Here is a 21,877-nt window from a genome sequence, read left to right as displayed (position 1 = left end):
AAGCTTTCTTGACTTAAATATATTGGTCAAAAAAAACTTGTTTCAATTCATTTTTTTCTTTATATAAAAAATAATAGGACACTTTACAGGGTTTGTAAAGTGTCCTCGACTTAGTTTTGCCTTAGCTTATCGTGTACATTTTGAGCAACATTCTTTGGTAGACCAATTGCTTGCAACTCTTCAATTGATGCTGTGGTGATATTTTTCAAAGATTTGAATTCTTTCAGTAAGGCTTTCTTTCGCTTAGGTCCAAGCCCGTCAATTCCATCCAAACGAGAAGCAAAACTATTTTTGCTACGTAATTGACGATGAAACGTAATCGCAAAGCGATGCACTTCATCTTGGATTCGTTGAAGCAAAAAGAATTCTTGAGAATTTCGTTCTAATGGAATCACAGAAAGCTCAGGGCCAAACAAAAGCTCACTTGTTTTGTGTTTGTCATTTTTTGCCAGCCCAGCAATTGGGATATCAACACCTAACTGATTCGCTAATACATCTCTGGCAACATCCACTTGACCTTTACCACCATCGATCAAAATTAAATCAGGGAGCGGCAAGCCTTCTTTCAACACACGAGAATAACGGCGATAAATCACTTCTTTCATCGATGCATAATCATCTGGGCCCTGAACTGTTTTGATTTTATACTTTCTGTATTCTTTTTTAGCAGGTTTTCCATCAATAAACACGACCATAGCCGAAACAGGTGATGTTCCCATAATATTCGAGTTATCAAACGCTTCGATACGAATCGGTGTTGGAATATTCATGGCATTACCTAATTTTTCTACAGCACCAATTGTGCGTTCTTGTTTTCGAACAATAAGATCGAAACGTTCATTTAATGCCACTCGAGCATTTTTATTTGCTAATTCAACCAGCTTTTTCTTTTCTCCTCTTTGCGGCTGTAAAACTTTAGTTGAAAGCAATGCCTCCACACTTGGTTTATCAATAGTATCTGGTATAAGCACTTCTTGTGGAATGAAATGTTCGTTTTCTTGATAAAATTGTCCAATATAGGTTAAGAAATCTTCTTCTGGTTCATTATAAAAAGGAAATATGGATACATCTCGTTCAATCAACTTTCCTTGACGAACAAAAAACACTTGCACACACATCCAGCCTTTATCAACCGCATAACCAAAAACATCACGGTTCTTCAAGTCAGTATTTGTCATTTTTTGGCGTGTCATCACAGTGTCGATTGCTCGAATTTGGTCTCGATACTCTGCAGCTTTTTCGAATTCCATATTTTCAGCTGCTATTTCCATTTTTTGCTGGATCTCTGCTTCAATCGCTGCATAGTCGCCACCTAAAAATCGTTTGACTTCGTCCACGATTTCTGTGTAAACAGCCGGATCAACATGAAAAAAATACGGACATAAACATTGCCCTAGATGATAATACAAGCAAGGTTCTTTTGTCTGACTTGGTTTGCATTTACGCAAAGGAAACAATCGATCTAAAATTTTTTTAGTTTCATTAGCTGCACCAACATCAGGATAGGGACCAAAATACGTTGCTTTATCTTTGAGAACTTTTCGTGTAATAACCAAGCGTGGATACTTTTCATTCGTAATTTTGATAAAGGGGTACGTTTTGTCATCCTTTAGCATAATATTATATTTAGGATCATTTTTTTTGATCAAATTAATTTCTAAAAGCAGCGCTTCAATATTTGATTCTGTAACGATATATTCAAAGTCTTCAATTTCACTGACTAATCGTTCTGTTTTTGTATTATGACTACCAGTAAAATATGAACGAACTCGATTTTTCAAAATTTTTGCTTTACCAACGTAAATAATCGTTCCGTTCTTATCCTTCATTAAGTAACAGCCCGGTTGGTCAGGAAGTAAAGCTAATTTGTTCTTAATTCTTTCGTTCATCAGGTACTCCCCTCTTCGTTATTCTTTTATTTATTATAACACGATTGTCAAGAACAAAAGTTCCCCTTTTATCGATTAACATCAAAAAGAAGAGGCCGACTATTTGCCGACCTCTTACAATTGTTCATTTTGATGTTTACTTCTTATAAGTATTGGTCAACCATTTGACGCAATTGTTCTTTTGAATGAACGCCCACTGCTTTTTCTACTACTTGACCATCTTTTTTCAAAAGTAGTGTTGGAATACTCATGATTCCGAATTGTTGTGGTGTTTCAGGATTTTCGTCAACATCCATTTTGACAATGCGGAATTCGTCTTCATCATATTCTTCTTGTAATTGTTCTAGTATCGGTGCTTGCATTCGACAAGGGCCACACCAAGTTGCCCAAAAGTCGATTAAAACTAATCCTTTGTCTGTTTCTTGGCTAAATGTTTGATCTGTGATTTCACGTGACATAAAAAAGACCTCCGTTTTTATTAATCTCTGGCTAGTATAACACCTACAGCCCAATCCATCGAATAATTTGCTTACCATTAGTAAGTCTTACTTAAATTTAACAATTGTTGCACCATTTCCACCTTGATTTGCAGGTGCAAACTCAAAACTTTTTACACTACGGTGATTTTTTAAATACTCCGTGATTCCCTGACGCAACGCGCCAGTTCCTTTTCCATGAACGATCGTCACTTGTGGATAACCAGCTAAAATCGCTGAATCCAAGTATTGATCCACTTCGTTTAACGCTTCTTCATAACGTTTTCCCCGTAAATCTAACTGATTTGGCACATGACTACTTGATTCAGAACGGACAGCATGAACTACTCGTTGTTTTGGTTCTTTTTCAGGCGCAACGGGTGTTAATTCTTCTTCTGACACATTCATTTTCAAAATGCCAATTTGAACTTGCCATTGATTTCCATTTTTCTTCAACAAAGTTCCTCTTTGGCCATAAGTAGTAACTAAAACTTCGTCGCCTACTTTTAAAGTCTTCTGTTGTTTTGCTTTGCGTAATACTTTGTTTTTTCTAAGGGTTTCTTCTTGATGTAAGTCAGCTAATTGTGATTTAGCATCAATCAACTGGTGTTCTTTCACATTAGTTTGTCCAATTTGTTGTTGCATTTTGCGAATATCAGCAATGATTTTCTCTGCTTTTTCTTCCGCTTCAGAAACCACTTCATTTGCTTTTTTCTTCGCTTTTTCCAATTCTTTTTCGCGTTCTTCAAAGAAATAACTATATGCTTCTTTCAAGTTTGCTTGAAGTGCTTCTGCTTCTTCAACATAATGGCGCATTTCTAAATATTCCGTTTCAGCCATTTTTCGACGTGTTTCCAGATCAGAAATCATTTCGTTTAAATCTTGGCTTTCGTCATCCATCAATTGTTTCGCTTCATCAATTACTTCTGATGATAATCCTAAGCGGCTGGAAATCTCAAACGCGTTACTTCGACCCGGAACTCCAATCAATAAACGATAGGTCGGACTCAAAGTATCAACATTGAACTCCATACTCGCATTAATGGTATTTGCTCGATTATAACCATAAATTTTTAATTCAGGGTAGTGAGTCGTTGCCATAACATAGGCAGACTTTTTACCCAAGTCATCCAAGATTGAGATCGCAAGGGCTGCCCCTTCTTGTGGATCTGTCCCAGCACCTAATTCATCGAAAAGCACCAAACTTTTTTCATTCACTTTTGACAAGATTTCTACAGTGTTTGTCATATGGGAAGAAAAAGTAGAAAGACTTTGTTCGATGGATTGTTCATCTCCAATATCCGCAAAGATCTCTTCAAAAATACCGATTTGGCTTTCTTCATCAGCTGGAATCGGAAGACCTGCTTGTCCCATTAATTGAAGTAATCCAAGTGTTTTCAACGTGATTGTTTTCCCACCAGTATTTGGTCCAGTGATAACAATTGCCTGATAACCTTCCCCAATGGAAATATCATTTGGCACCACTTTTTCTTGATCAATCAAAGGATGACGTGCTTGTTTCAAAACAACAAAATTTTCGTCACTGATTGTTGGCACGATTGCTTTGATTTCTTTCCCAAATCGTGCTTTTGCATTCATCAAGTCCAGTTGTCCGATAACATACGCATTATGAATGATTTCTTGACGATGTGGGACTAATTCTGCAGACAATTCACTTAAGATTCGTTGCACTTCATTTCGTTCCGCAATCTGATATTGACGTAACCGATTATTTAAATCAACGATTTGCTTAGGCTCAACAAATAAGGTTTGTCCTGAGGCACTTTGGTCATGTACAACGCCGCCAAAAACACCACGGTACTCTTGCTTAACAGGAATAACATAACGATCATTACGCATAGTAATAATTGCATCACTTAAATACTTGGCATTTTTTCCACGTACGATGCTATCTAATTGTTCCCGGACCGTTTGTTCACTGCGACGAATATTTTGACGAATAATTTTTAATTCTGGCGAAGCATCATCTGTTACTCGGCCATCTTCATCAATTGCTTCTTTTAGTCGACGGCTTAAAGCAGGGATGGTTACTAATTGATCTGCCCACATGTACAAACGATTAAACGCAATCTCACTGTCTTTTAAATCATCGATGAAACGGGTTAATTCACTCGTTGTAGATAACACACGAGAAACCTGTGCCAGCTCCACTCCATTCAGATCCGCACCAATTTCAATTCGTTTCATATGTGGTCGAATATTTTCTAATTTGGGAATTGGAGTCCCCCCGCGTAATCGTTGCACTTTTAGCCCATCTTCTGTTTCTTGAAGCGCATTACTAATCTTTGTCAATTGATTTTCTGGAACTAATCGCGCAAGCTCTTCTTTTCCTTGAGCTGTCACAACAAATTGCTGGATCATCTGTTTTACTTTTTCAAATTCTAATGTTTCTAAAATTCGCTTATTCATTTTTTCACCTACTTCACTTTAACTATAAAAAGGAGTCTGGGATCAATTAGTCCCCCAGACTGTTCACATTTTTCAACTTAGATACAACTAGCTACATTTTGCTTGAAGCTGAACGCTTTGCGCCACAACCTTATCCAATCACTCTCGTAACCCATAAATCATAGATTTTATTTGTTAATATTGGTGTATTTTCAACAATATATCGGGCAAGTCCACTATTTCTAAATTGGTTTTGGATAAAATCTGCAGGGACAAATGAAAGCAAGCTTAAAAGCAAGAAAATCATGACAAAAGTTACAACAACTGACAAAAGACCACCGGCTAACCAATCGACTTGCTTCAACACTGGTAAGTAGGTTAGACTGTGAGCAAAAATGCCAACAAAACGTGTAATCAACCACCCTGCCATTAAAATAAGAAGAAATGCGATACCTGCATAAAATGCTTGATCTAAACTAAAAGAAATCGTTTGATCAAAAAAGACCAACTTCGATGTTGGCGTTACAGCCGGATAAGGAATGTATAATTCCAAATGATTCGCTAACTGCTTATAAAAATGTTGCGCGACAAGAAAGGATACCAAGTAGCCAACAGTATAGACAACTTGTAAAGCAAATCCTCTTTTCGCACCAGAAAAAAAGGCAATCAGTAAAAAAAGAATAATCAATAAACTTAGCATGCCATGTTCCTTTCTCCTCTAGCTCTACTCAAAAACTTCTGTTTAAGTAGAAGACTTCTGCTTGATTTGGCCCTTACGCTTCTCGTTCAAAATCTGTTGTGCTTCAACAGGATTTTTGATTTCACGATCAGGTTGACCATTTTCTTTCAAAACTTCACGTGCTTCATTCTCGATAGCTTCCATCCGTTTCACACGATTTTCTAACTCAGTAAACTTAATCATTTTTTTCTTCAATTGCGCAACTTCTTCATTCAATTCCAAGAGTCTCTCTTGCTTCTTCAATTGATCCGAAAGCGCATTGACCGCCATTAAAATTGCGGCTTGTTCGTTATCCATCTGTGGCGATAATTGTTTTAACTCCATCAATTGGTCATTTACTAATTTTGTAACGATATCCATATGATGCTTCGTTTCGCGACCAATGATCGTATACGTCTGATTAGCAATCACTGCTTTATAGCGTGTTTTTTCATGCGCCATACGAACCATTTCCTTCCCATAATAAAATTCCTATTTAGTGTACCACGAAGTTTTTATACGTGTGTACTTCGCACATTTTTCTTAAACATACTTTACTATTATATGATAAAATTTTAAAAAATGCTATGTCTCATCAGGGACACCTTAATCCTGTCAATGAATCAAAATCTCATGATCACAGCAAATAGTGGAGGACTAAAATGAGTAATGTAATAATCAAAGTTTCTGAATCAAAAATGAATGAAATGAAGAATGCTTATCAAGTAAACTTACTGCAAAAAAAAATCCCTTATACAACTTTCTCTGCTAAAAAAAACGGTACAACAATCACTGCTTATACTTCTGGAAAAGTCATGTTTCAAGGCGCAAACGCCGAGCAAGAAGCAAGTCGTTGGGGATCCCCTAATATGTCATCACCTGTAAAAAAAACGAATAGTAGAAGTTCCTCTTCACTCCCCAATAATATTAGCCAGCTTTCCGTCCTAGGCAGTGATGAAGTGGGGAACGGAAGCTATTTTGGACCCGTCACTGTCTGTGCCGCTTACGTTGATCGAAAACACTTAGAAATTTTGAAAAACTTAGGTGTCAGAGATTCAAAAGAACTGAAAGATGCTCAAATCATTCAGTTAGCAAAAGTTTTGAAGAAAACCATTCCTTATCAATTGTTGGTACTTACACCAAAAAAATATAATGAAATACAACCTGAATATAATGCTGTTAGGATGAAGGTTGCTTTGCATAACCAGGCAATTTATTTGCTTTTACAAAAAATTTCACCAACCAAGCCTGAAGCAATTTTGATCGATCAATTTACGCCTGAAGCAAATTTCAACAAATACGCACGGCTAGAAAAAAATAAAATTCAAGAAAAGCTATATTTTGTAACAAAAGGCGAACAATATCATCTAGCAGTTGCTGCAGCTTCTATCATTAGTCGTGCAAGCTTTTTAGAAGAGCTGGATAAAGCTTCTGCTGAACTTGGAATAACCTTACCGTCTGGTGCTGGTTCAAAATCAGATGTTGTAGCAGCGCGTGTTTTAAAAAAAGGTGGGCTCCCTTTATTAGCCAATTATGCAAAGCTCCATTTTGCTAATACGCAAAAAGCACAAAAACTCATTTGATTATCCTATTAAACTTTTGAAAATACTGAACAAACAAAAATCCCCACAAGGATTACTTTTCACACAGCAACCTTTTGTGGGGACAAAATTGAAACTTTCTACGTAAAAATTCGGAATCGATTGAATTTCTAAACAATAGATAAGAGAAAAACAAATCAAAAGTTCTTATACTCTTCTACTGACTGAACAAGAACTTTTGTTTTCTACATAGTATCACTATTTCAGGTATAAACAGAGACAAATGCTCATTTAGCCATTCATTTGTTAGAGAAAGGAGGAGACTACCCATGGGGGATTTGATCGTCAAAGTAGGTTTGTTATTAGAAGTGTTGTTTGCCTTCCTGATAGTTGTGTTAGCGATTCTAACATTGGTACTTGTTATCAAAAAGCTAACAAAAAAGTAAATAAAATTCGGCTGTCTTAACCTACATATCTAAATACATGATTCGTTCACCATTTTCTGGATCATACCTTTGACTATCAACAAATCCAAAGCGTTGATAATAAGGGATGATCTTTTCATTTTCATCATGCACACTTAGATAAATACGCTCAACAGCATATTGTTCTTTCATTAAGTCAATAAGTAAAGACAAAAATAAACTACCATAGCCTTTTCCCTGCGAGCCCGCTTCAACCATCAATCGGTCTAACCACATAGCCTGGTCCTTTTTAGCACCAATCATCGAAAAACCAACAAGCTTCTGGCCGTCATACATGGCTAATGGTCGCCACCCCAGTGATACATCATAGGCTGCTTCCAGTAAAGAAGTGGCATTCGTTTCTATAAAATTTACTTGATTATCTGAAACAGACAGCGCAATAACGTCCCGCCAATTAGATTCGTCGACCTCTTTAAGTAATAAATTCATTCGAACACTCCTTCACAAAAAATATTTTCTTTTGCAATTGCACTTATTGTAGCTACTGAACCTTCGCTGAATGTCTTCAGTTCTTCTTCAAGTAATTTTCTGGTGCTTCCTTTAAGTATAAGCTATTCGAGCTTAATGCTACATATCTTCCTAGGTAAACAATGCTCAGAAAAACGGTATTTAGCATTCGAGAAAATTAATCCTTTGTTTCTCACTGATATTTCCACCTTGAAATTGATCGTAAAAAATTGACTAGAACAATTGAGAAGAGCATAAAATCCAGATTCTATCCGTTAAGCTATGAATTGGATTTTATGCTCTTGATGTATTCAATTAATCATTATCTTTTTGCACAGTCATGACAATGTGGCTATATTTCTCGCAATACGTCACTTTGTAATTTTTAAAAATTTCTTTGATCATATTAATTATCTCCTGCTTTTCTTTTGCCTTGAATTTAAAGCGAATCTTATGTCCAAGAGATTCTTGTTTTTTATTTTTATTCGCAAAAGGCAAGATAATATCAACATTTCCGTCAAATGTCTGTGTAAACAGAAATATTTTTTCATAGAGATTTCGAAGTTCCATGTCAGATAAAAATTCCGCAAAACCATTACAAGAAATAATTAAATGATCATATCGTCTGAGCGTTGCCTTTGGATATTTTTCCCAAAAATCAAAAATAGACATATTTTCTCTTGTTATAAAATGATTCGAACCAAATAATTTTTCTGCTATTAATTGATTATTTTTCAACCATTTTGAATCAATATCAATATTTAGACTTTCATAAGGTTTATTAAAGCAATTATTTGTTAATTCGTTGATTCTATGTATTAGACGCTCAATCTCAAGGCTATCAAAGCCCGCCCCTGAACCAATATCAAGAAAGAAAAAAGATTCATTCTTTTCTATGTACTCTTTTATTTTTTGCCTTATTCCTTCTTGGATTTGTTGTCTCCTCCAAACAAGAGGTGGAGCGGCAACCTCTAACATTTTTTTGTCTGCTTTTTTCCCAAAAAAGCCCGACTGTGGTGAATTAAGTAAAACATAAAAAGTAACTTCTTCTGTTCCTGGGCGTCGTGACATGATATTCGCTAAAGGACTCAACTTTGTCAGTACTTTACCCAAAAACGTTAATGTATAAGGAGATGACGGTAGATTCTTACTTTTAAAACTACTTAGAAACAGTTCTTCCTGATTTATTTTGTAGTAGAAAGAATCATTTTTGATTTCTATAAATTCCCATACTGTTGGTTCTTGATCCACAATCTCCCAAGCATCCTCGAACTTCAGCAATTTTTGCTTAAACATCGTTTTTTTCTCCTAATTTTTTATTTAAAATCATTATGGCAGTAGATAACTGTATCATGAAAAAGGACATCTCCACTCTCTAAACTTTTCCAAAAAACCGATACCTTTATGGCTCGACTACTAACAATCTGTCTATCATGCCTATTGTCGTTAATAAGTATGATAAACAAAAATTATTGCGTATAACAATTATGAAGTATCGGCTTTTATGTGAAGGACAAATTTTGTAAAATCAAAGGTCAAAGCTACTTCAAAATAGATAACACATAAAAAGAATAACAATACTTTTAGATTTCTCCAAGGTACACTTTTTGTCTAAGGATATACAAAAAATGAAGAAACGATTAAGCGACTTTTGACAGATAGGAAAAAACAGCCAAAGGTTTCAGTTATCTTTTTTTAGAACGAAGATAACTAAAGTCTTTGTCTAGGGGTATATGGAACATAGAAACGAAAATGCACGGTATAAAAGCGAATGAACGTTGAATAACACTACAAATCATTCGCTTCTTTTATTTTATAGATAGTTGGTCGATAAATTCCATTTTCTTTGGCAATCTCTGTAACAGGAACTTCTTCGTTAACATATCTACCACCATTTTGAAAACTAATCGCCTTTGTGGGTTTGGTGAATCATGAGAATATTCAATTAGTCTTCCATTATACCGGCCAGCCGTTTTCTCCGTTTTGAAGTGGCAAAGATCCAGTATCAAAAGTGGCAAAAAAGAGAGCTTGTTCATTGGAAAGAATGCTAACGAAATTTTTGGCTAATTTATAGAAAATATTTAATTTTTATTGTCACAAATCTCGTTTTTCCCCAACATATCTTAATGCACACCAAAAGAAAGATAAAAATATTATATTCTAGCAAAAAAAGAAAGGACCCCTAGCAATTCAAATTACTAGAGGTCACTTTCTCTTTTTGTCATGTGTCATAAGTAAGTTTTCAAATGTTGTTAAAAAAACTGTGTAGAATAAAGAAGGGAACACAAACGATTAAAGGATATAAAAAATAATTTCGATTATAGCTTCCAGAACCAGTTGCTTGATTTGCTCTCATTCTGTCTCCTGATACAGCAGTACCAGATAATGCGATACCAATCAATAGCGATCCAATCCAGAGGGATTTAAAGAAGTGTTTTTTAAAGAAGGAGTTGCTTTTTCTAATGAAATAACTGTTTTTTGTTGCCCATTTTCATTGGTGATAGATTCCATGTACCCCATCTACAGTCTGAATCAAACGCGCTACGAGTCAGTCTACATTTATTTTTTCTTTACTGGCAATTGTTACTCATTAAAATAAGCAATTAATGAGTTAGTCAAGCTTTCTGCAAATTTTTCTTGGTAATCATCCGTTACTAGTTCAGCCAAGTCAGAGTCATTATTCATATACCCCATTTCCACCAAAATCGCTGGTTGAAGATTTTCTCGTAAGACTTGATAATTACCATAAGTGATTCCACGAGAATTCAAGGGCAATTCAGAAAAACCATCAGCAATCGTTTGCGCTAGCTCCTCATTTCTCTCGTAATAGTAATAAGTGGTGATTCCTGTGGCTTCATTGGCAATTTCTGTTGAATCAGCGTGTAAACTAATAAAGACATCCGCTGATTTTTCTTCGCTGAATGTACAGATTTCACCGAGTTGAATGAAGTCATCTGTCTCATGTGTCAAATAAACGGTTGCTCCTTCTGCCTCTAAAGCTGCTTTTATTTTTTTGGCTGTACTTAACGTAATCGTCTTTTCTTCGACTTGTTCGTCATTACTCAGTGCGCCGACATCCTCACCACCATGTCCTGGATCAAGGACAATCACCGCGTCAGATAAACTGGTTGGCTGGCTTTGTGTTTCTTGTGTAAGGACTGTTCCAGCCGTTTTTGCTAAATAACCTGTTGTCCCTGCGTTTGTTTTTATTTGATAACTGTCGCCTGCTTCGGAAAGATACTCGGTCAGTTCCCCGCCATTGATTGTCTCGAGTCTCGTCGTTAATTCTTCATCAGCATATAACGTAGTATCTTCTTTCCCAATTTTGATTTGCTTAAACGTTTCACGATTACTTGTTGTGGTGCTGGTTGCTTTCGTTTCAGTTGTTTGAGTGCTTCCTGTTTGTTCAGCTGTTGTTTTTTGTTCAAATATTCCCAAAAATTTAGCAACAAAGAACAAGACACCCATTACTAAAAATAAGCTACATATTTTTTTCATCTTCTCACTCACCTCGTTATGGTCAGTGTAAGAAGTGAAGCTTAAAAGGAACTTAAATGTTCAATTGTTGATGGGCTAACAAAATTCTTTTGATTTTTTTGCAAAATAAAAAGATGTTCCTAAATTAGGAACATCTTTTTGGATTACTCTTCTTCTTCCGCCATGAATGTATTGAAAACTTCTTCAATCATATCCCATTCAGCGTCTGTTTCGATTTGTTGCAATTCGCCTTCTGTACCGTCTTCGTTTTCGATGTAAGCATAAGCTTGTAACTCAACATCTTCATCTTCTGAAGCCCCAGCTGGGTATAATAGTACGTAGTTGCGACCGAATTCTTCTTGTCCATCAACTGTCAATAAGATTTCATAAAGTGTTTCGTTTCCTTGATCATCAACCAATGTGATGTGCTCATGTCCTTCATGGTCATGATCGTGTGAATGATTATGTTCTGTCATATCAATTCCTCTTTTCATTTTCTAAAATAGTTGTTTACCCGAACCGTCAAGATAGTTTTGTAAAATCATGACTGCGGCTAATTTATCAATTACTTTTTTTCTTTTTGCTCGTGACGTATTTGCTTGTTCCACTAACATGCGTTCAGCTTGAACTGTTGTTAGTCGTTCATCTTGAAATTCGACCGGTAAAGAAAATAGTTCTTTGATTTTTTCTCCATAAGCCATGGAAGCTTCTGCTCTTGGACCAATTGAGTTATTCATATTTTTGGGCAATCCTACAACAAATCGATCCACTTCATATTCAGTGACCAATTCTTTTAGTCGATCAAAACCAAATTCGCCAGCTGCCTCATCAATTCGAATAATTTCTACACCTTGGGCAGTCCAACCGAATGGATCGCTTACTGCGATGCCAACTGTTTTTGAGCCAACGTCTAAGCCCATTACTCTCATAAATTCACTCCATGATTTGAAAGATAATCTTTAACAATTACTTCCATAATTTCATCGCGCTCATGACGTCTGATTAAGTTTCGTGCGTCACGATAACGAGGAATGTAGGCCGGGTCTCCAGAAAGTAAATAGCCAACAATCTGGTTAATAGGATTGTAGCCCTTTTCTTCCAAAGCCCGATAAACGATTGCTAATGTTTCACCGACTTCTTTTTTGCGATTATCATCAAAATCAAAACGTACGGTTTCATCTGTAAAACCCATGATTCTACACCTCTTTCCCACAAGGTATTCATTCTACCTTATCCACACTCATTTTACTAGAAAAAGACAAAACTTACAAATTTTGTAAGTTGTCAATCTCTTGGCTTTAGAAAATCTTCCGAATCAATAGAACATGATTTTCCTAACATTAGATTATTTTTCTTGAGCATCTTTTTTTCTTTTACGAATCATTCTCACTATACTAATAAATAGAGCGTACATGAGGTACATGAAAACTTCAAATAGTAAAGGAGGGACGATATGCTAAATAGATTTTTTAAATTGCTTGCTTGCATCGTTGGTGTAGAATTGATAGGATCTGTATCAGGATTTTTTGCTGGTGATATTCCCGCTATCTATGCTCAGTTAAATAAGCCATTTTTGGCACCACCAGGAAATATAGTCGGAATCATTTGGACTGTACTTTATGCATTGATTGGTCTAGCGTTATTTCTAGTGATTGACAGCAAAAGTGCTAAAAAGAAAACACTTGCTTCCGTTCTTTTTGGTGTTCAACTGGTACTTAATTTTATTTGGAGCATTCTTTTCTTCGGCGGATCATACTTTTGGGTTGCTTCACTTATTAGTCTATTTCTACTCCTTACAATTATTTTCAGTATTCGTGAATTTCGTAGTATATCTAAAGGCGCAGCTATTTGCTTCATTCCGTACTTGATTTGGATTGCTTATGCAACCTATCTTTCTTTTGGGTTGGCTATTTTAAATTAATTTTTTCGAAAAAGAGAGTGTGATGACAATTTTTTGTCGCACACTCTCTTTTTTGGTGACCCATTATTGCAAAACAGATTTCTTTCAATAAAGCAAAGTTTCTTGACCCGATTATTTGTGTACTTCTCTATCAAAAAGCACAGATGATTACTCCAAAGAGTTGTGTACTTTACCATTCTTTGCTTATTTCTTACTCTTAACAGATTGACCTGTTTGGTAATTGATCGTGTAGCCGTCCTGAACGTTATAAATAAAAACATTGAACTTCAACTTAGAATCTTCAATACTTTGTGCTTCTAATTGAACACCCCGCGCTACTAACTCACTCTCTTCAAAATAAGGTGTCACTCGGTAACGCACGTGGTAATTTGTTTCTTTGATATATGCAGCAATATCATTTTCATGTGCCAACATATAAGGCGTGTTTAGTGAGCGCGTCCCTGTCATCAAATTTTTAATGTTATTATTTTGACCAGTTAACTGGAAGCCAATTAAGTGACTACGATTGTATAACCATTGTCCGTCAGTTAATTTTTTTTGTTTCCAACCAGTTGGATTCACATAAAGAGGTTCTCTTTTTTCTGTTGGAAACAACTCTTTTCCTAACATTGCATTTGCTGCACCCACTCGATTTAAATGATCCACCTCAGAATATTTTTCCCAGACCCCTTTGTTTAAACTAAGATCTGTTGGAGAAAAATCAGGTTGATTATGATTGATTTCGATTTCTTGATGCTTACCGTCATATTCAGGAACATCTGCTAACCTTGCTGCTTGTGGCGCCGAATCAAAAATTGCAGTGATTTGTTGAAAAATATCCGAATCATTTTGCGTTGTCGAAATGCCAAAAGCGCCTGCTAAAATCGCGATGACAACACCCATAATAGTCTTAGTGTTTTTTTTACTCATTTATCTACTCCTTTTCTCACAAATCCTTCTAAACTTTAACATACGTTCCCCTTTTTAGAAACTCTCTTTTTATTTTCAAACAAAAAAAACGTGCTTCTACGGTCTTCTCGACTATAAAAGCACGTTCTCTGTATTAAGCGGGTGACGAGAATCGAACTCGCGACATCAGCTTGGGAAGCTGGGATTTTACCACTAAACTACACCCGCATTACTAAAAAGTATACGCCTCTTTTTTGCGTTGCTCAAGCTTTTTTCATCCACTTTTTTACTTCATTTCTGTTTTTTGTAGTAAAATGAAAGCAATAAATGAACAATGGAGAAGATGGCATGTCGGAAAAAGAATTGAATTTATTACTTGATACTTGTTTACTTGCAGGTAAAATCATGATGGAAAGCAACGCCGAAATGTACCGGGTAGAAGATACGATGAGCCGAATAGCTTTAGCTTCTGGCAACTATCGTCTAGTTAGTTATGTCACACAAACTGGATTGTTTATTGGAATTGATCGAACTTCAACTATTCGAATGGAACAAATCACCAATCGTTCCATCAATCTTGAAAAAGTCGTCAAAGTAAACGATCTGTCTCGACGCTATGTAGCTAAAGAATTAACATTATCCGAACTTTATGACGCTTTACAAAGCATTTATAAAGAACGTTTCTTTTTCCCTGTATGGCTACAAATTTTTAGTGCAGCTGTAATCAGTGCAACTATTATGGTTTTATTTGGTGGCGAATTAGCTGATTTCCCCACTGCATTCCTTATCGGCGGTATAGGATATGCTATTTATTTATATAGCTTAAAATTTTTCAGGATAAAATTTCTTTCAGAATTTTTTTCTTCTTTATTTATTGGGTTAGCAGCCATCCTTAGTGTTCGACTAAACATCGGGATCAATCAAGATTTGATTATTATCGGATGTGTCATGCCCTTAGTGCCTGGGGTTCAAATTACCAATGCCATTCGCGATTTACTAGCTGGTCATTATCTTTCCGGTGTATCTCGCGGAACAGAAGCAATGATGACGGCTACTATGATTGGCTTTGCCATCGCTTTTATCTTTCAACTTTTTTAATCGAAAAGGAGCCTACCCATGTGGACGATACTTATACAATTTTCTTTTAGTTTTTTAGCAACGGCGGCGTTTGCTATTATCACAAACGTGCCACGAAGTGCATTAATTTGGTGTGGCTTTTCTGGCGCACTTGGCTGGATGATCTACTGGGTCACGATTACCTTTGGAGGCAACGCTGCATTTGGGTCCTTACTTGGTTCGTTAGGGGTTGCCTTTATTAGTGATGTTTTTTCCAAAAAGTTCAAGATGCCGGTCACCATTTTTAATATCCCTGGAATGGTTCCACTGGTTCCTGGAGGATTAGCTTATCAAGCTGTCCGAAACCTAGTCACTGGTTCCTATCAAGAAGCAATTACTTATGCGGTACAAGCGATTATGATTGCTGGTGCAATTGCCTTAGGTCTAGTTTTATCTGAAGTTTTTAATCACAATATTCGAAACTTTAAATTAAAGCGTGATTCTATGATCAATAAACGCAAAAAAAAGTTTTTAACAAAAAAATAAAAGAAGTCGGGACAACATCGTCTCGACTTCTTTTTTGCAAGTGATTCTATTTTGTAACGAATACGGAGATATTTGAGAAAGAGAGCTTGATGAATGAAATAGAATACTTTGCCCTACAATACTTCGATATGCAAAAACTAACGCCTTCACATCATTCACAACTGCGCTAAGATATAGGGAAACTATTTAAAAAAAGTTTCCTTATTGCTTAAAGCTAAATGTTTGAAGCCGCAACCTTACCCACGGTGTTCCCTCAAGCAACTCCTCAAAATAATTCATAACTGTCCCAAAATAGGAAAAGCTATTTTGGTTAGTGGCTCATTATTTTTTCGGAGCTAACCGCTTGAAGCCACAACCTTTTCCTCTTCCTAAAAAGAACGATACACATATTGATTTTGTGGCGCAGCCACTTTCTTCGCAGTCGTCACATGTACAGTCGGAATATCTCGCTTAAATGGTTGATAATATTCAGACTGAATCACACCTTCCACATGATACCACTCATCATTTTTAACAACGGCTCCTTCGGGCATCTGCGTCAACAACCCAAAAACACCAGAATCCGCTACACAGTGGATGATACCAAAACGGAACAAGAAAATATCTTGCTTTTCTTTATCGGGCGTCTGATAAACAAACCCATCATAGCTAATTGATTTTCCAATAAATTCACTTGGATAATTATAGATCAGTTCCATAATCTCTAAATAATTTTCATCCGTGATTTGAATCGTTTGTTGCTCCCCATATTTTTCCTTTAACTCATTCATCTGTTCTTGATAATCAGACTGGTTGAAATAAATACTCGTATCAGGCTTCAAATATTGCGTCTGCATTTCCGGATCGCCTACTGATTCTTTACTCACAGGAAAATTAAATCCCTTTGCTTCAACGATCGTAGTATCCAAGCTAACCGTTGGAAACAATGTTCCTACTATGATTGGTAAAGCTAGTAGTATATAAGCAATCAAACGCTGACTTGGTTTTGTCAATCCGTGGTCATGATCGTGATGCTCAGCTGTTGCTTCATTTGGATCATTTTTCCCCCATAAATAAAGCTGAACCAATGCTAACACCGCAGATAAAATCATCGAAAGGATTGCTAAATACCGATAATGAACATTGATGTACTGATCGAGTTTGCCAGAAACTTGTAAATACATCATCAGTTCAAAATAACCTGATAAAATTAAAAAACGGATCATCACTTTCCCTCCTAGATGATTAATGTATAACCTATAACAACAACTGCAATGACACAAATCAATGCAAAGATAAATTGACTTTTAAAGTAACGCTTCATCATCAACAGATTTTTGATATCCACCATTGGTCCAAAAACTAAAAATGCTACGACAGGTGCTGTGCCGAACAGACTTAATAAGGAAGAACCAATAAATGCATCTGCTTCAGAACATAACGACATCGTAAACGCGAGTAACAACATGATGACAATTGCCAAAATCTTAGTCGATCCTAAAGTCAACATCACTCGTGTTGGTAGATAGGTTTGCATCGCTGCTGCAATCAATCCACCGATAATCAAATAGCGACCTGTATCAAAAAATTCATCAATCGCGTGGGTTAACACATGCCATACTTGCTGACCTAGTTGATGTATGTTAGCAAATCTTCTTTTCCCGATTTTTTTATCTTCGATCGGTAATTCATGGTGATGATGTACATGTTTTTGTTGCTTGCTCAATTGGTTTTGAATCAATTTTTCTTTCAAGACCGTTTCCTTTTGAAAATAAGCTAACCAAATACCTACTACTATAGCAACTAAAAAAGCACCTAGAACACGCCAACCAGCCATCTTCCAAGAATTGCCGAATGCGATATATGTTGAAAAAATCACTACTGGATTAATAATCGGTGCTGTCAGCATAAAAGCAAAAGCGGTTGGTACCGGAACATCTTTTTTTACAAATTGATGAACGATTGGCACAATACCGCACTCACACGAAGGAAAAAAGAATCCTAATCCAGAACCAACTAAAATTGATAAAAATTTATTTTTAGGAAGCCAACGTCGAACACGTTCCGGCGTTAAAAAAACTTGTAATGCTCCCGAAATGATACAACCTAATAAAACAAACGGAAGTGCTTCGATAACGATTGATAAAAAAATCGTGCTCATTTGCAAAACCGAGTTGGGTAACCAAGAAAACATGTTGTCTCTCCTTCTCATTCAACGTCATTTGCCAAAATAATATACGCTTTTCCTTAAAAAATTACAAGTTCAGAAAAAAACTTTACTATTCTCTTATCTTTTAGCTTCTTTTTTGTAAAAACAACTTGATTGACAATTCACTCGTTCCCGACTACATTTAGTCACAGAAAATAAAAATGAGAAATGAGGTCACTTGAATGAAGAAAACAACTCAGTTATCAGAAGCGTTGCAACGCATTGACACGGAAGACACCATTGTTCTTTTTCTTTCCATGCCTCATTGTAGTGTTTGTCATGCAATTGAACCACGTCTACAGAAGTTGCTGTCCTCATTCGATCTTCCTGCCTTCCATTTAGATGCTCATGAAGTCCCTGAAGTTGCTAGTACATTTGAAGTTTTGACAGCCCCAGTGATTTTGATTTTCCACAAAGGAAAGGAAGTTGCTCGTCAAGCACGTTTCATTGACTTAAAAAAAATCGAGTCCCTTTTAACTCAGCTAACCCAGATTACTGACGCACCAAGCTATGAAGAAATTTTCAACAGGAAAAAGGATCAGTGATAATAGCTCAAATAGAAAAACCACCTAAAATCCGTTTATATAAATGGATTTTAGGTGGTTTTAAATTGATAACTGTTTTATTTTTCATTTTAACACAAGCATTTTTTTATAAATAAACTGTGTTCCCAAAGCAACTCCTCGAAATAATTCATAGCTGTCCAAAAACAGGAAAAGCTATTTTTGTCAGCTATTCATTATTTTGTCGGAGCTGACCGCTTTGCACCACAACCTTATTTAGATTATTCATCATCCGTTGTATTTAAAGTTGCATCTGAATGTAGGAAATAAATCAATGTCTGTAATTCATTTGTTAAATCCACATTTTGAATCAAAACATCCGCTGGCGCGTTTAATCGCGCAGAGGTAAAGTTTAGGATTCCCTTGATTCCTGCTTCAGTTAAACGGTTTACTACTTCTTGTGCTTTTGAAGCTGGGATAGTCAAAATAGCTACCTCGATTTGTTGGATCTTGATTTGTTCCATCATATCATCCATCGGATAAACGGGAATACCGTCAACGATTCTTCCAACGATTTCTTCATTGACATCGAAAGCACAGCTAACACGGATACTGTTACTTTGATGGAATTTATATTTTAACAAGGCGCTTCCTAGATTGCCGACACCAATCAAGGCAACGTTTGTTAGTTGATCATCATTTAGCGTTTTAGCAAAGAAGTGCATTAAATCTTCCACGTCATACCCATAGCCACGTTTTCCTAGTTCTCCAAAATAAGAAAAGTCACGTCGAATCGTTGCACTGTCGACTTGGACTGCCTCACTTAATTCAGTTGAAGAAACTTTTTTCTTTCCAGCATTATTTAAAATTCTCAAATAACGATAATATAAGGGCAAACGTTTTGCTGTTGCCTTTGGAATTATATGATCTTTCACTTGCTTACCTCCACGAGTTTCTAATTTCTCTTTGATTTACCCATCATAGCAGTATCCATGGGAAAAAATCAATTTGATTGCTCGGATATTGTGAATTTTTATTCTTTATTCATCTTTTTATCATTGTCACCAATCTCGCAGTCTTAATGAATTTATGGTAGACTACAAGTTGAAAATTACTTTTTATTCCTAGAAGAATTCACAAAGTAGAAAAGAGGATTCGATGATTTTATTACAAGCCAACCAAGTCGCCCGCCATTTTGGTGCGGACGTTTTGTTTCAAAATATTCATTTAGAAATCAGCACTGGCGCACGAATTGCCTTAGTTGGTCGCAATGGTGCTGGAAAATCAACGTTACTAAAAATAATCGCAGGTCTAGAAGCTCCAGATGAGGGTGCGATTACCAAAAATAAAACAGCTACACTTGGCTATTTAGCACAAGACACCGGGTTATCTTCTGATGAAACTGTCTGGAATGAGATGCTAAAAGCTTTTGCAGAAGTGCGCAAAATGGAACAACGCATGCGCGAACTAGAGGTTGCAATCAGTGAAGGAGTCCCTGAGACGCCTGCTTACGATTCCTTTTTAAAAGAGTATGATCGATTACAACACGAATTTTCCGACAAAAACGGCTACGGTTATGAAAACGAAATTCGTTCCGTTTTACATGGATTCAAATTTGATCCTTCTTTTTACGATCAAACAATCGATACTTTATCCGGTGGACAGCGAACACGTCTTGCACTGGCTCGGATGCTTTTGCAACATCCAGACATCTTGATTCTCGATGAGCCCACTAATCACCTAGATATTGAGACACTTTCCTGGTTAGAAAATTATTTACAAGGTTACACTGGCGCTTTACTAATTGTCTCACATGACCGTTATTTTCTTGATAAGGTTGTCACTGAAGTATATGAGCTTAGTCGTCAAAAAATGCGTCATTACAAAGGAAATTATTCCAAATATCTTGACCTAAAAGCTGAACAACTTGCAAGTGATTGGAAAGCTTATGAGAAACAACAGACAGAAATTCACAAACTAGAAGACTTTGTTGCTCGAAATCTTGTACGAGCATCAACAACCAAGCGTGCCCAGAGCCGTCGAAAGGCGTTAGAAAAAATGGATCGCTTAGACCGGCCTCTAGGTGATGAAAAACAAGCCCATTTTCTTTTCCACGCAGAAAAACCTTCTGGAAATGTTGTCTTACAAGTAGAAGATGCTGCAATTGGCTACGAGGGTGAAGTATTATCGGAACCCATCAATTTAGATATTCGACGCCAAGAAGCGATTGCGCTCGTTGGACCAAATGGAATCGGCAAGTCAACTTTGCTTAAATCTATTATTCATCAACTACCTTTTATTCGAGGAAATCAACACCTTGGAACCAACGTAACAATTGGTTATTATGACCAAGGTCAAGCAAACTTACACACAAATAAAACCATTTTGGCAGAATTATGGGATGAACATCCTACTTTACCGGAAAAAGAAATTCGTAGTGCATTGGGTGCCTTTTTGTTTTCTGGCGAAGATGTTGAAAAAACGATTCCGTTATTAAGTGGTGGCGAAAAAGCACGGGTTGCGTTAGCCAAACTAGCAATGAACCAAGAAAATTTTTTGATACTGGACGAACCAACAAACCACTTAGATATTGATAACAAAGAAGTGCTAGAAAACGCGCTGATTGATTACGATGGCACCCTGCTCTTTGTTTCTCATGACCGTTACTTTATCAATCGTATCGCAACGAAGGTGGTTGAGTTATCTGAAAATGGTAGCAAGATGTACCTTGGGGACTATGATTATTATTTGGAAAAGAAACAGGAAGAAGAAGAAATTGCAGAACTCTTGGCAAAAGAAGAACAAACAGAAGTCGTTGAAACACCCACTAGCAAATCAAATTACTATCAAAGTAAGGAACAACAAAAATTGATGCGTAGTTTAAGTCGAAAAATTACGCAAGTCGAAGAAGAAATGGCGCAATTGGATGAAACAATTGCACAATTAGAAGGAGAAATGGTTCGTCCTGAAATTCTTGACGATCATGTAAAATTAAACGATTTGAACCAACAATTGGAAAATGCGCGAGCTGAGCAAGAAGAAAAATTGGTTGCTTGGGAAAACTTGAGTATTGAGTTGGAAGAATATGAATAAGGTTGTGGCGCAAAGCGGTCAGCTTCGACAAAATAATGAGTAACTGACAAAAATAGTTTTTCATGTTTTTGGACAGTTGCGAGTTATTTCGAGAAGCTGCTTTGGGAACACGATAGATAAAGTTGTGACACAAAGTGGTCAGCTTCGACAAAATAATGAGTAGCTGACAAAAATAGTTTTTCATGTTTTTGGACAGTTGCGAGTTATTTCGAGAAGCTGCTTTGGGAACACGATAGATAA

Annotated in this window: 21 protein-coding genes, 1 tRNA gene and 1 pseudogene; 6 read left to right on the top strand and 17 right to left on the bottom strand. The window is 36.4% G+C overall.

What is annotated here, in order from left to right:
• Positions 1 to 110 precede the first annotated feature (110 nt).
• The 5 genes from uvrC to zapA form a co-directional block, all read right to left on the bottom strand.
• Positions 111 to 1,889 (bottom strand): excinuclease ABC subunit UvrC, encoded by a 1,779-nt coding sequence (uvrC, locus tag JZO71_RS04415; protein ID WP_206898387.1) that lies wholly within the window; start codon positions 1,887 to 1,889, stop codon positions 111 to 113.
• 143 nt (positions 1,890 to 2,032) lie between these two features.
• Complete coding sequence (gene trxA, locus JZO71_RS04410) at positions 2,033 to 2,347, bottom strand: thioredoxin (RefSeq protein WP_067481710.1); 315 nt, start codon at positions 2,345 to 2,347, stop codon at positions 2,033 to 2,035.
• Positions 2,348 to 2,434: 87 nt separating this feature from the next.
• Positions 2,435 to 4,795, bottom strand: coding sequence for an endonuclease MutS2 (locus tag JZO71_RS04405; protein ID WP_206898386.1), 2,361 nt, complete (start codon positions 4,793 to 4,795; stop codon positions 2,435 to 2,437).
• Positions 4,796 to 4,925: 130 nt separating this feature from the next.
• The gene (locus JZO71_RS04400; protein WP_206898385.1) at positions 4,926 to 5,474 is read right to left on the bottom strand and encodes a CvpA family protein; all 549 of its coding nucleotides are present in this window, start codon (positions 5,472 to 5,474) and stop codon (positions 4,926 to 4,928) included.
• A gap of 42 nt (positions 5,475 to 5,516) precedes the next feature.
• Positions 5,517 to 5,954 carry a cell division protein ZapA gene (gene zapA, locus JZO71_RS04395; protein WP_206898384.1) on the bottom strand — a complete coding sequence of 146 codons (438 nt, stop codon included), beginning with the start codon at positions 5,952 to 5,954 and terminating at the stop codon, positions 5,517 to 5,519.
• Positions 5,955 to 6,154: 200 nt separating this feature from the next.
• Here zapA and rnhC point away from each other — a divergent pair, with 200 nt between their 5' ends.
• Entirely contained in the window at positions 6,155 to 7,075 is a 921-nt protein-coding gene (rnhC, locus tag JZO71_RS04390) for a ribonuclease HIII (protein ID WP_206898383.1), read from the top strand.
• A 425-nt stretch (positions 7,076 to 7,500) separates the two neighbouring features.
• Here the strand turns inward: rnhC and JZO71_RS04385 are convergent, their stop codons facing one another.
• From JZO71_RS04385 to JZO71_RS04360, 7 genes and pseudogenes are all read right to left on the bottom strand, one after another.
• Positions 7,501 to 7,947: a GNAT family N-acetyltransferase gene (locus JZO71_RS04385; protein WP_206898382.1), complete on the bottom strand. Its 447-nt coding sequence runs from the start codon at positions 7,945 to 7,947 to the stop codon at positions 7,501 to 7,503.
• Between the two features lie 333 nt (positions 7,948 to 8,280).
• A complete protein-coding gene (locus JZO71_RS04380) occupies positions 8,281 to 9,261 on the bottom strand; it encodes a hypothetical protein (protein ID WP_206898381.1) in 981 nt (326 codons plus the stop codon).
• 492 nt (positions 9,262 to 9,753) lie between these two features.
• Positions 9,754 to 9,935, bottom strand: a pseudogene (locus tag JZO71_RS12585) (recombinase family protein); the annotation flags it as partial.
• A 613-nt stretch (positions 9,936 to 10,548) separates the two neighbouring features.
• The gene (locus JZO71_RS04375; protein WP_206898380.1) at positions 10,549 to 11,463 is read right to left on the bottom strand and encodes an N-acetylmuramoyl-L-alanine amidase family protein; all 915 of its coding nucleotides are present in this window, start codon (positions 11,461 to 11,463) and stop codon (positions 10,549 to 10,551) included.
• A gap of 143 nt (positions 11,464 to 11,606) precedes the next feature.
• The gene (locus tag JZO71_RS04370; RefSeq protein ID WP_067481590.1) at positions 11,607 to 11,918 is read right to left on the bottom strand and encodes a DUF1292 domain-containing protein; all 312 of its coding nucleotides are present in this window, start codon (positions 11,916 to 11,918) and stop codon (positions 11,607 to 11,609) included.
• A 21-nt stretch (positions 11,919 to 11,939) separates the two neighbouring features.
• Entirely contained in the window at positions 11,940 to 12,371 is a 432-nt protein-coding gene (gene ruvX / locus JZO71_RS04365; protein WP_206898379.1) for a Holliday junction resolvase RuvX, read from the bottom strand.
• On the bottom strand, positions 12,368 to 12,634 hold the full coding sequence (locus JZO71_RS04360) for an IreB family regulatory phosphoprotein (RefSeq protein WP_067481587.1): 267 nt from the start codon (positions 12,632 to 12,634) through the stop codon (positions 12,368 to 12,370). The genes ruvX and JZO71_RS04360 overlap by 4 nt, the downstream gene beginning before the upstream one ends.
• Before the next feature lie 261 nt (positions 12,635 to 12,895).
• Here JZO71_RS04360 and JZO71_RS04355 point away from each other — a divergent pair, with 261 nt between their 5' ends.
• Positions 12,896 to 13,363: a TspO/MBR family protein gene (locus tag JZO71_RS04355; protein ID WP_206898378.1), complete on the top strand. Its 468-nt coding sequence runs from the start codon at positions 12,896 to 12,898 to the stop codon at positions 13,361 to 13,363.
• 183 nt (positions 13,364 to 13,546) lie between these two features.
• On the opposite strand, the gene JZO71_RS04350 is transcribed toward JZO71_RS04355, so the two are convergent.
• Positions 13,547 to 14,272 (bottom strand): DNA/RNA non-specific endonuclease, encoded by a 726-nt coding sequence (locus JZO71_RS04350; RefSeq protein WP_206898377.1) that lies wholly within the window; start codon positions 14,270 to 14,272, stop codon positions 13,547 to 13,549.
• Positions 14,273 to 14,408: 136 nt separating this feature from the next.
• Positions 14,409 to 14,479, bottom strand: a tRNA-Gly gene (locus JZO71_RS04345).
• Positions 14,480 to 14,599: 120 nt separating this feature from the next.
• Here JZO71_RS04345 and JZO71_RS04340 point away from each other — a divergent pair.
• Both JZO71_RS04340 and JZO71_RS04335 read left to right on the top strand, forming a co-directional pair.
• Positions 14,600 to 15,349, top strand: coding sequence for a threonine/serine exporter family protein (locus tag JZO71_RS04340; protein WP_206898594.1), 750 nt, complete (start codon positions 14,600 to 14,602; stop codon positions 15,347 to 15,349).
• 18 nt (positions 15,350 to 15,367) lie between these two features.
• The gene (locus JZO71_RS04335) at positions 15,368 to 15,853 is read left to right on the top strand and encodes a threonine/serine exporter family protein (protein ID WP_206898376.1); all 486 of its coding nucleotides are present in this window, start codon (positions 15,368 to 15,370) and stop codon (positions 15,851 to 15,853) included.
• A gap of 368 nt (positions 15,854 to 16,221) precedes the next feature.
• Here JZO71_RS04335 and JZO71_RS04330 read toward each other — a convergent pair whose 3' ends face one another.
• Together JZO71_RS04330 and JZO71_RS04325 are read right to left on the bottom strand one after the other, a co-directional pair.
• Complete coding sequence (locus JZO71_RS04330) at positions 16,222 to 17,058, bottom strand: TIGR03943 family putative permease subunit (protein WP_206898375.1); 837 nt, start codon at positions 17,056 to 17,058, stop codon at positions 16,222 to 16,224.
• An 11-nt stretch (positions 17,059 to 17,069) separates the two neighbouring features.
• Positions 17,070 to 18,026 (bottom strand): permease, encoded by a 957-nt coding sequence (locus tag JZO71_RS04325; protein ID WP_206898374.1) that lies wholly within the window; start codon positions 18,024 to 18,026, stop codon positions 17,070 to 17,072.
• A 197-nt stretch (positions 18,027 to 18,223) separates the two neighbouring features.
• On the opposite strand from JZO71_RS04325, the gene JZO71_RS04320 reads away from it, so the two are divergent.
• Positions 18,224 to 18,586, top strand: coding sequence for a thioredoxin family protein (locus JZO71_RS04320; protein WP_206898373.1), 363 nt, complete (start codon positions 18,224 to 18,226; stop codon positions 18,584 to 18,586).
• Between the two features lie 239 nt (positions 18,587 to 18,825).
• Here the strand turns inward: JZO71_RS04320 and JZO71_RS04315 are convergent, their stop codons facing one another.
• On the bottom strand, positions 18,826 to 19,479 hold the full coding sequence (locus JZO71_RS04315) for a redox-sensing transcriptional repressor Rex (protein ID WP_206898372.1): 654 nt from the start codon (positions 19,477 to 19,479) through the stop codon (positions 18,826 to 18,828).
• A gap of 223 nt (positions 19,480 to 19,702) precedes the next feature.
• Here JZO71_RS04315 and JZO71_RS04310 point away from each other — a divergent pair, with 223 nt between their 5' ends.
• On the top strand, positions 19,703 to 21,637 hold the full coding sequence (locus tag JZO71_RS04310; protein ID WP_206898371.1) for an ABC-F family ATP-binding cassette domain-containing protein: 1,935 nt from the start codon (positions 19,703 to 19,705) through the stop codon (positions 21,635 to 21,637).
• Positions 21,638 to 21,877 lie beyond the last annotated feature (240 nt).

The organism is Candidatus Enterococcus courvalinii, from assembly GCF_017315945.1.
GTDB lineage: Bacteria > Bacillota > Bacilli > Lactobacillales > Enterococcaceae > Enterococcus_B > Enterococcus_B courvalinii.
This window is presented reverse-complemented; position numbering and strand designations above follow the sequence as displayed.

What these genes read in the sequence shown, in the direction of transcription:
- uvrC (WP_206898387.1), bottom strand. Translation starts at nt 1,889, where the DNA reads ATGAACGAAAGAATTAAGAACAAATTAGCTTTACTTCCTGACCAACCG.
- trxA (WP_067481710.1), bottom strand. Translation starts at nt 2,347, where the DNA reads ATGTCACGTGAAATCACAGATCAAACATTTAGCCAAGAAACAGACAAA.
- JZO71_RS04405 (WP_206898386.1), bottom strand. Translation starts at nt 4,795, where the DNA reads ATGAATAAGCGAATTTTAGAAACATTAGAATTTGAAAAAGTAAAACAG.
- JZO71_RS04400 (WP_206898385.1), bottom strand. Translation starts at nt 5,474, where the DNA reads ATGCTAAGTTTATTGATTATTCTTTTTTTACTGATTGCCTTTTTTTCT.
- zapA (WP_206898384.1), bottom strand. Translation starts at nt 5,954, where the DNA reads ATGGCGCATGAAAAAACACGCTATAAAGCAGTGATTGCTAATCAGACG.
- rnhC (WP_206898383.1), top strand. Translation starts at nt 6,155, where the DNA reads ATGAGTAATGTAATAATCAAAGTTTCTGAATCAAAAATGAATGAAATG.
- JZO71_RS04385 (WP_206898382.1), bottom strand. Translation starts at nt 7,947, where the DNA reads ATGAATTTATTACTTAAAGAGGTCGACGAATCTAATTGGCGGGACGTT.
- JZO71_RS04380 (WP_206898381.1), bottom strand. Translation starts at nt 9,261, where the DNA reads ATGTTTAAGCAAAAATTGCTGAAGTTCGAGGATGCTTGGGAGATTGTG.
- JZO71_RS04375 (WP_206898380.1), bottom strand. Translation starts at nt 11,463, where the DNA reads ATGAAAAAAATATGTAGCTTATTTTTAGTAATGGGTGTCTTGTTCTTT.
- JZO71_RS04370 (WP_067481590.1), bottom strand. Translation starts at nt 11,918, where the DNA reads ATGACAGAACATAATCATTCACACGATCATGACCATGAAGGACATGAG.
- ruvX (WP_206898379.1), bottom strand. Translation starts at nt 12,371, where the DNA reads ATGAGAGTAATGGGCTTAGACGTTGGCTCAAAAACAGTTGGCATCGCA.
- JZO71_RS04360 (WP_067481587.1), bottom strand. Translation starts at nt 12,634, where the DNA reads ATGGGTTTTACAGATGAAACCGTACGTTTTGATTTTGATGATAATCGC.
- JZO71_RS04355 (WP_206898378.1), top strand. Translation starts at nt 12,896, where the DNA reads ATGCTAAATAGATTTTTTAAATTGCTTGCTTGCATCGTTGGTGTAGAA.
- JZO71_RS04350 (WP_206898377.1), bottom strand. Translation starts at nt 14,272, where the DNA reads ATGAGTAAAAAAAACACTAAGACTATTATGGGTGTTGTCATCGCGATT.
- JZO71_RS04340 (WP_206898594.1), top strand. Translation starts at nt 14,600, where the DNA reads ATGTCGGAAAAAGAATTGAATTTATTACTTGATACTTGTTTACTTGCA.
- JZO71_RS04335 (WP_206898376.1), top strand. Translation starts at nt 15,368, where the DNA reads ATGTGGACGATACTTATACAATTTTCTTTTAGTTTTTTAGCAACGGCG.
- JZO71_RS04330 (WP_206898375.1), bottom strand. Translation starts at nt 17,058, where the DNA reads ATGATCCGTTTTTTAATTTTATCAGGTTATTTTGAACTGATGATGTAT.
- JZO71_RS04325 (WP_206898374.1), bottom strand. Translation starts at nt 18,026, where the DNA reads ATGTTTTCTTGGTTACCCAACTCGGTTTTGCAAATGAGCACGATTTTT.
- JZO71_RS04320 (WP_206898373.1), top strand. Translation starts at nt 18,224, where the DNA reads ATGAAGAAAACAACTCAGTTATCAGAAGCGTTGCAACGCATTGACACG.
- JZO71_RS04310 (WP_206898371.1), top strand. Translation starts at nt 19,703, where the DNA reads ATGATTTTATTACAAGCCAACCAAGTCGCCCGCCATTTTGGTGCGGAC.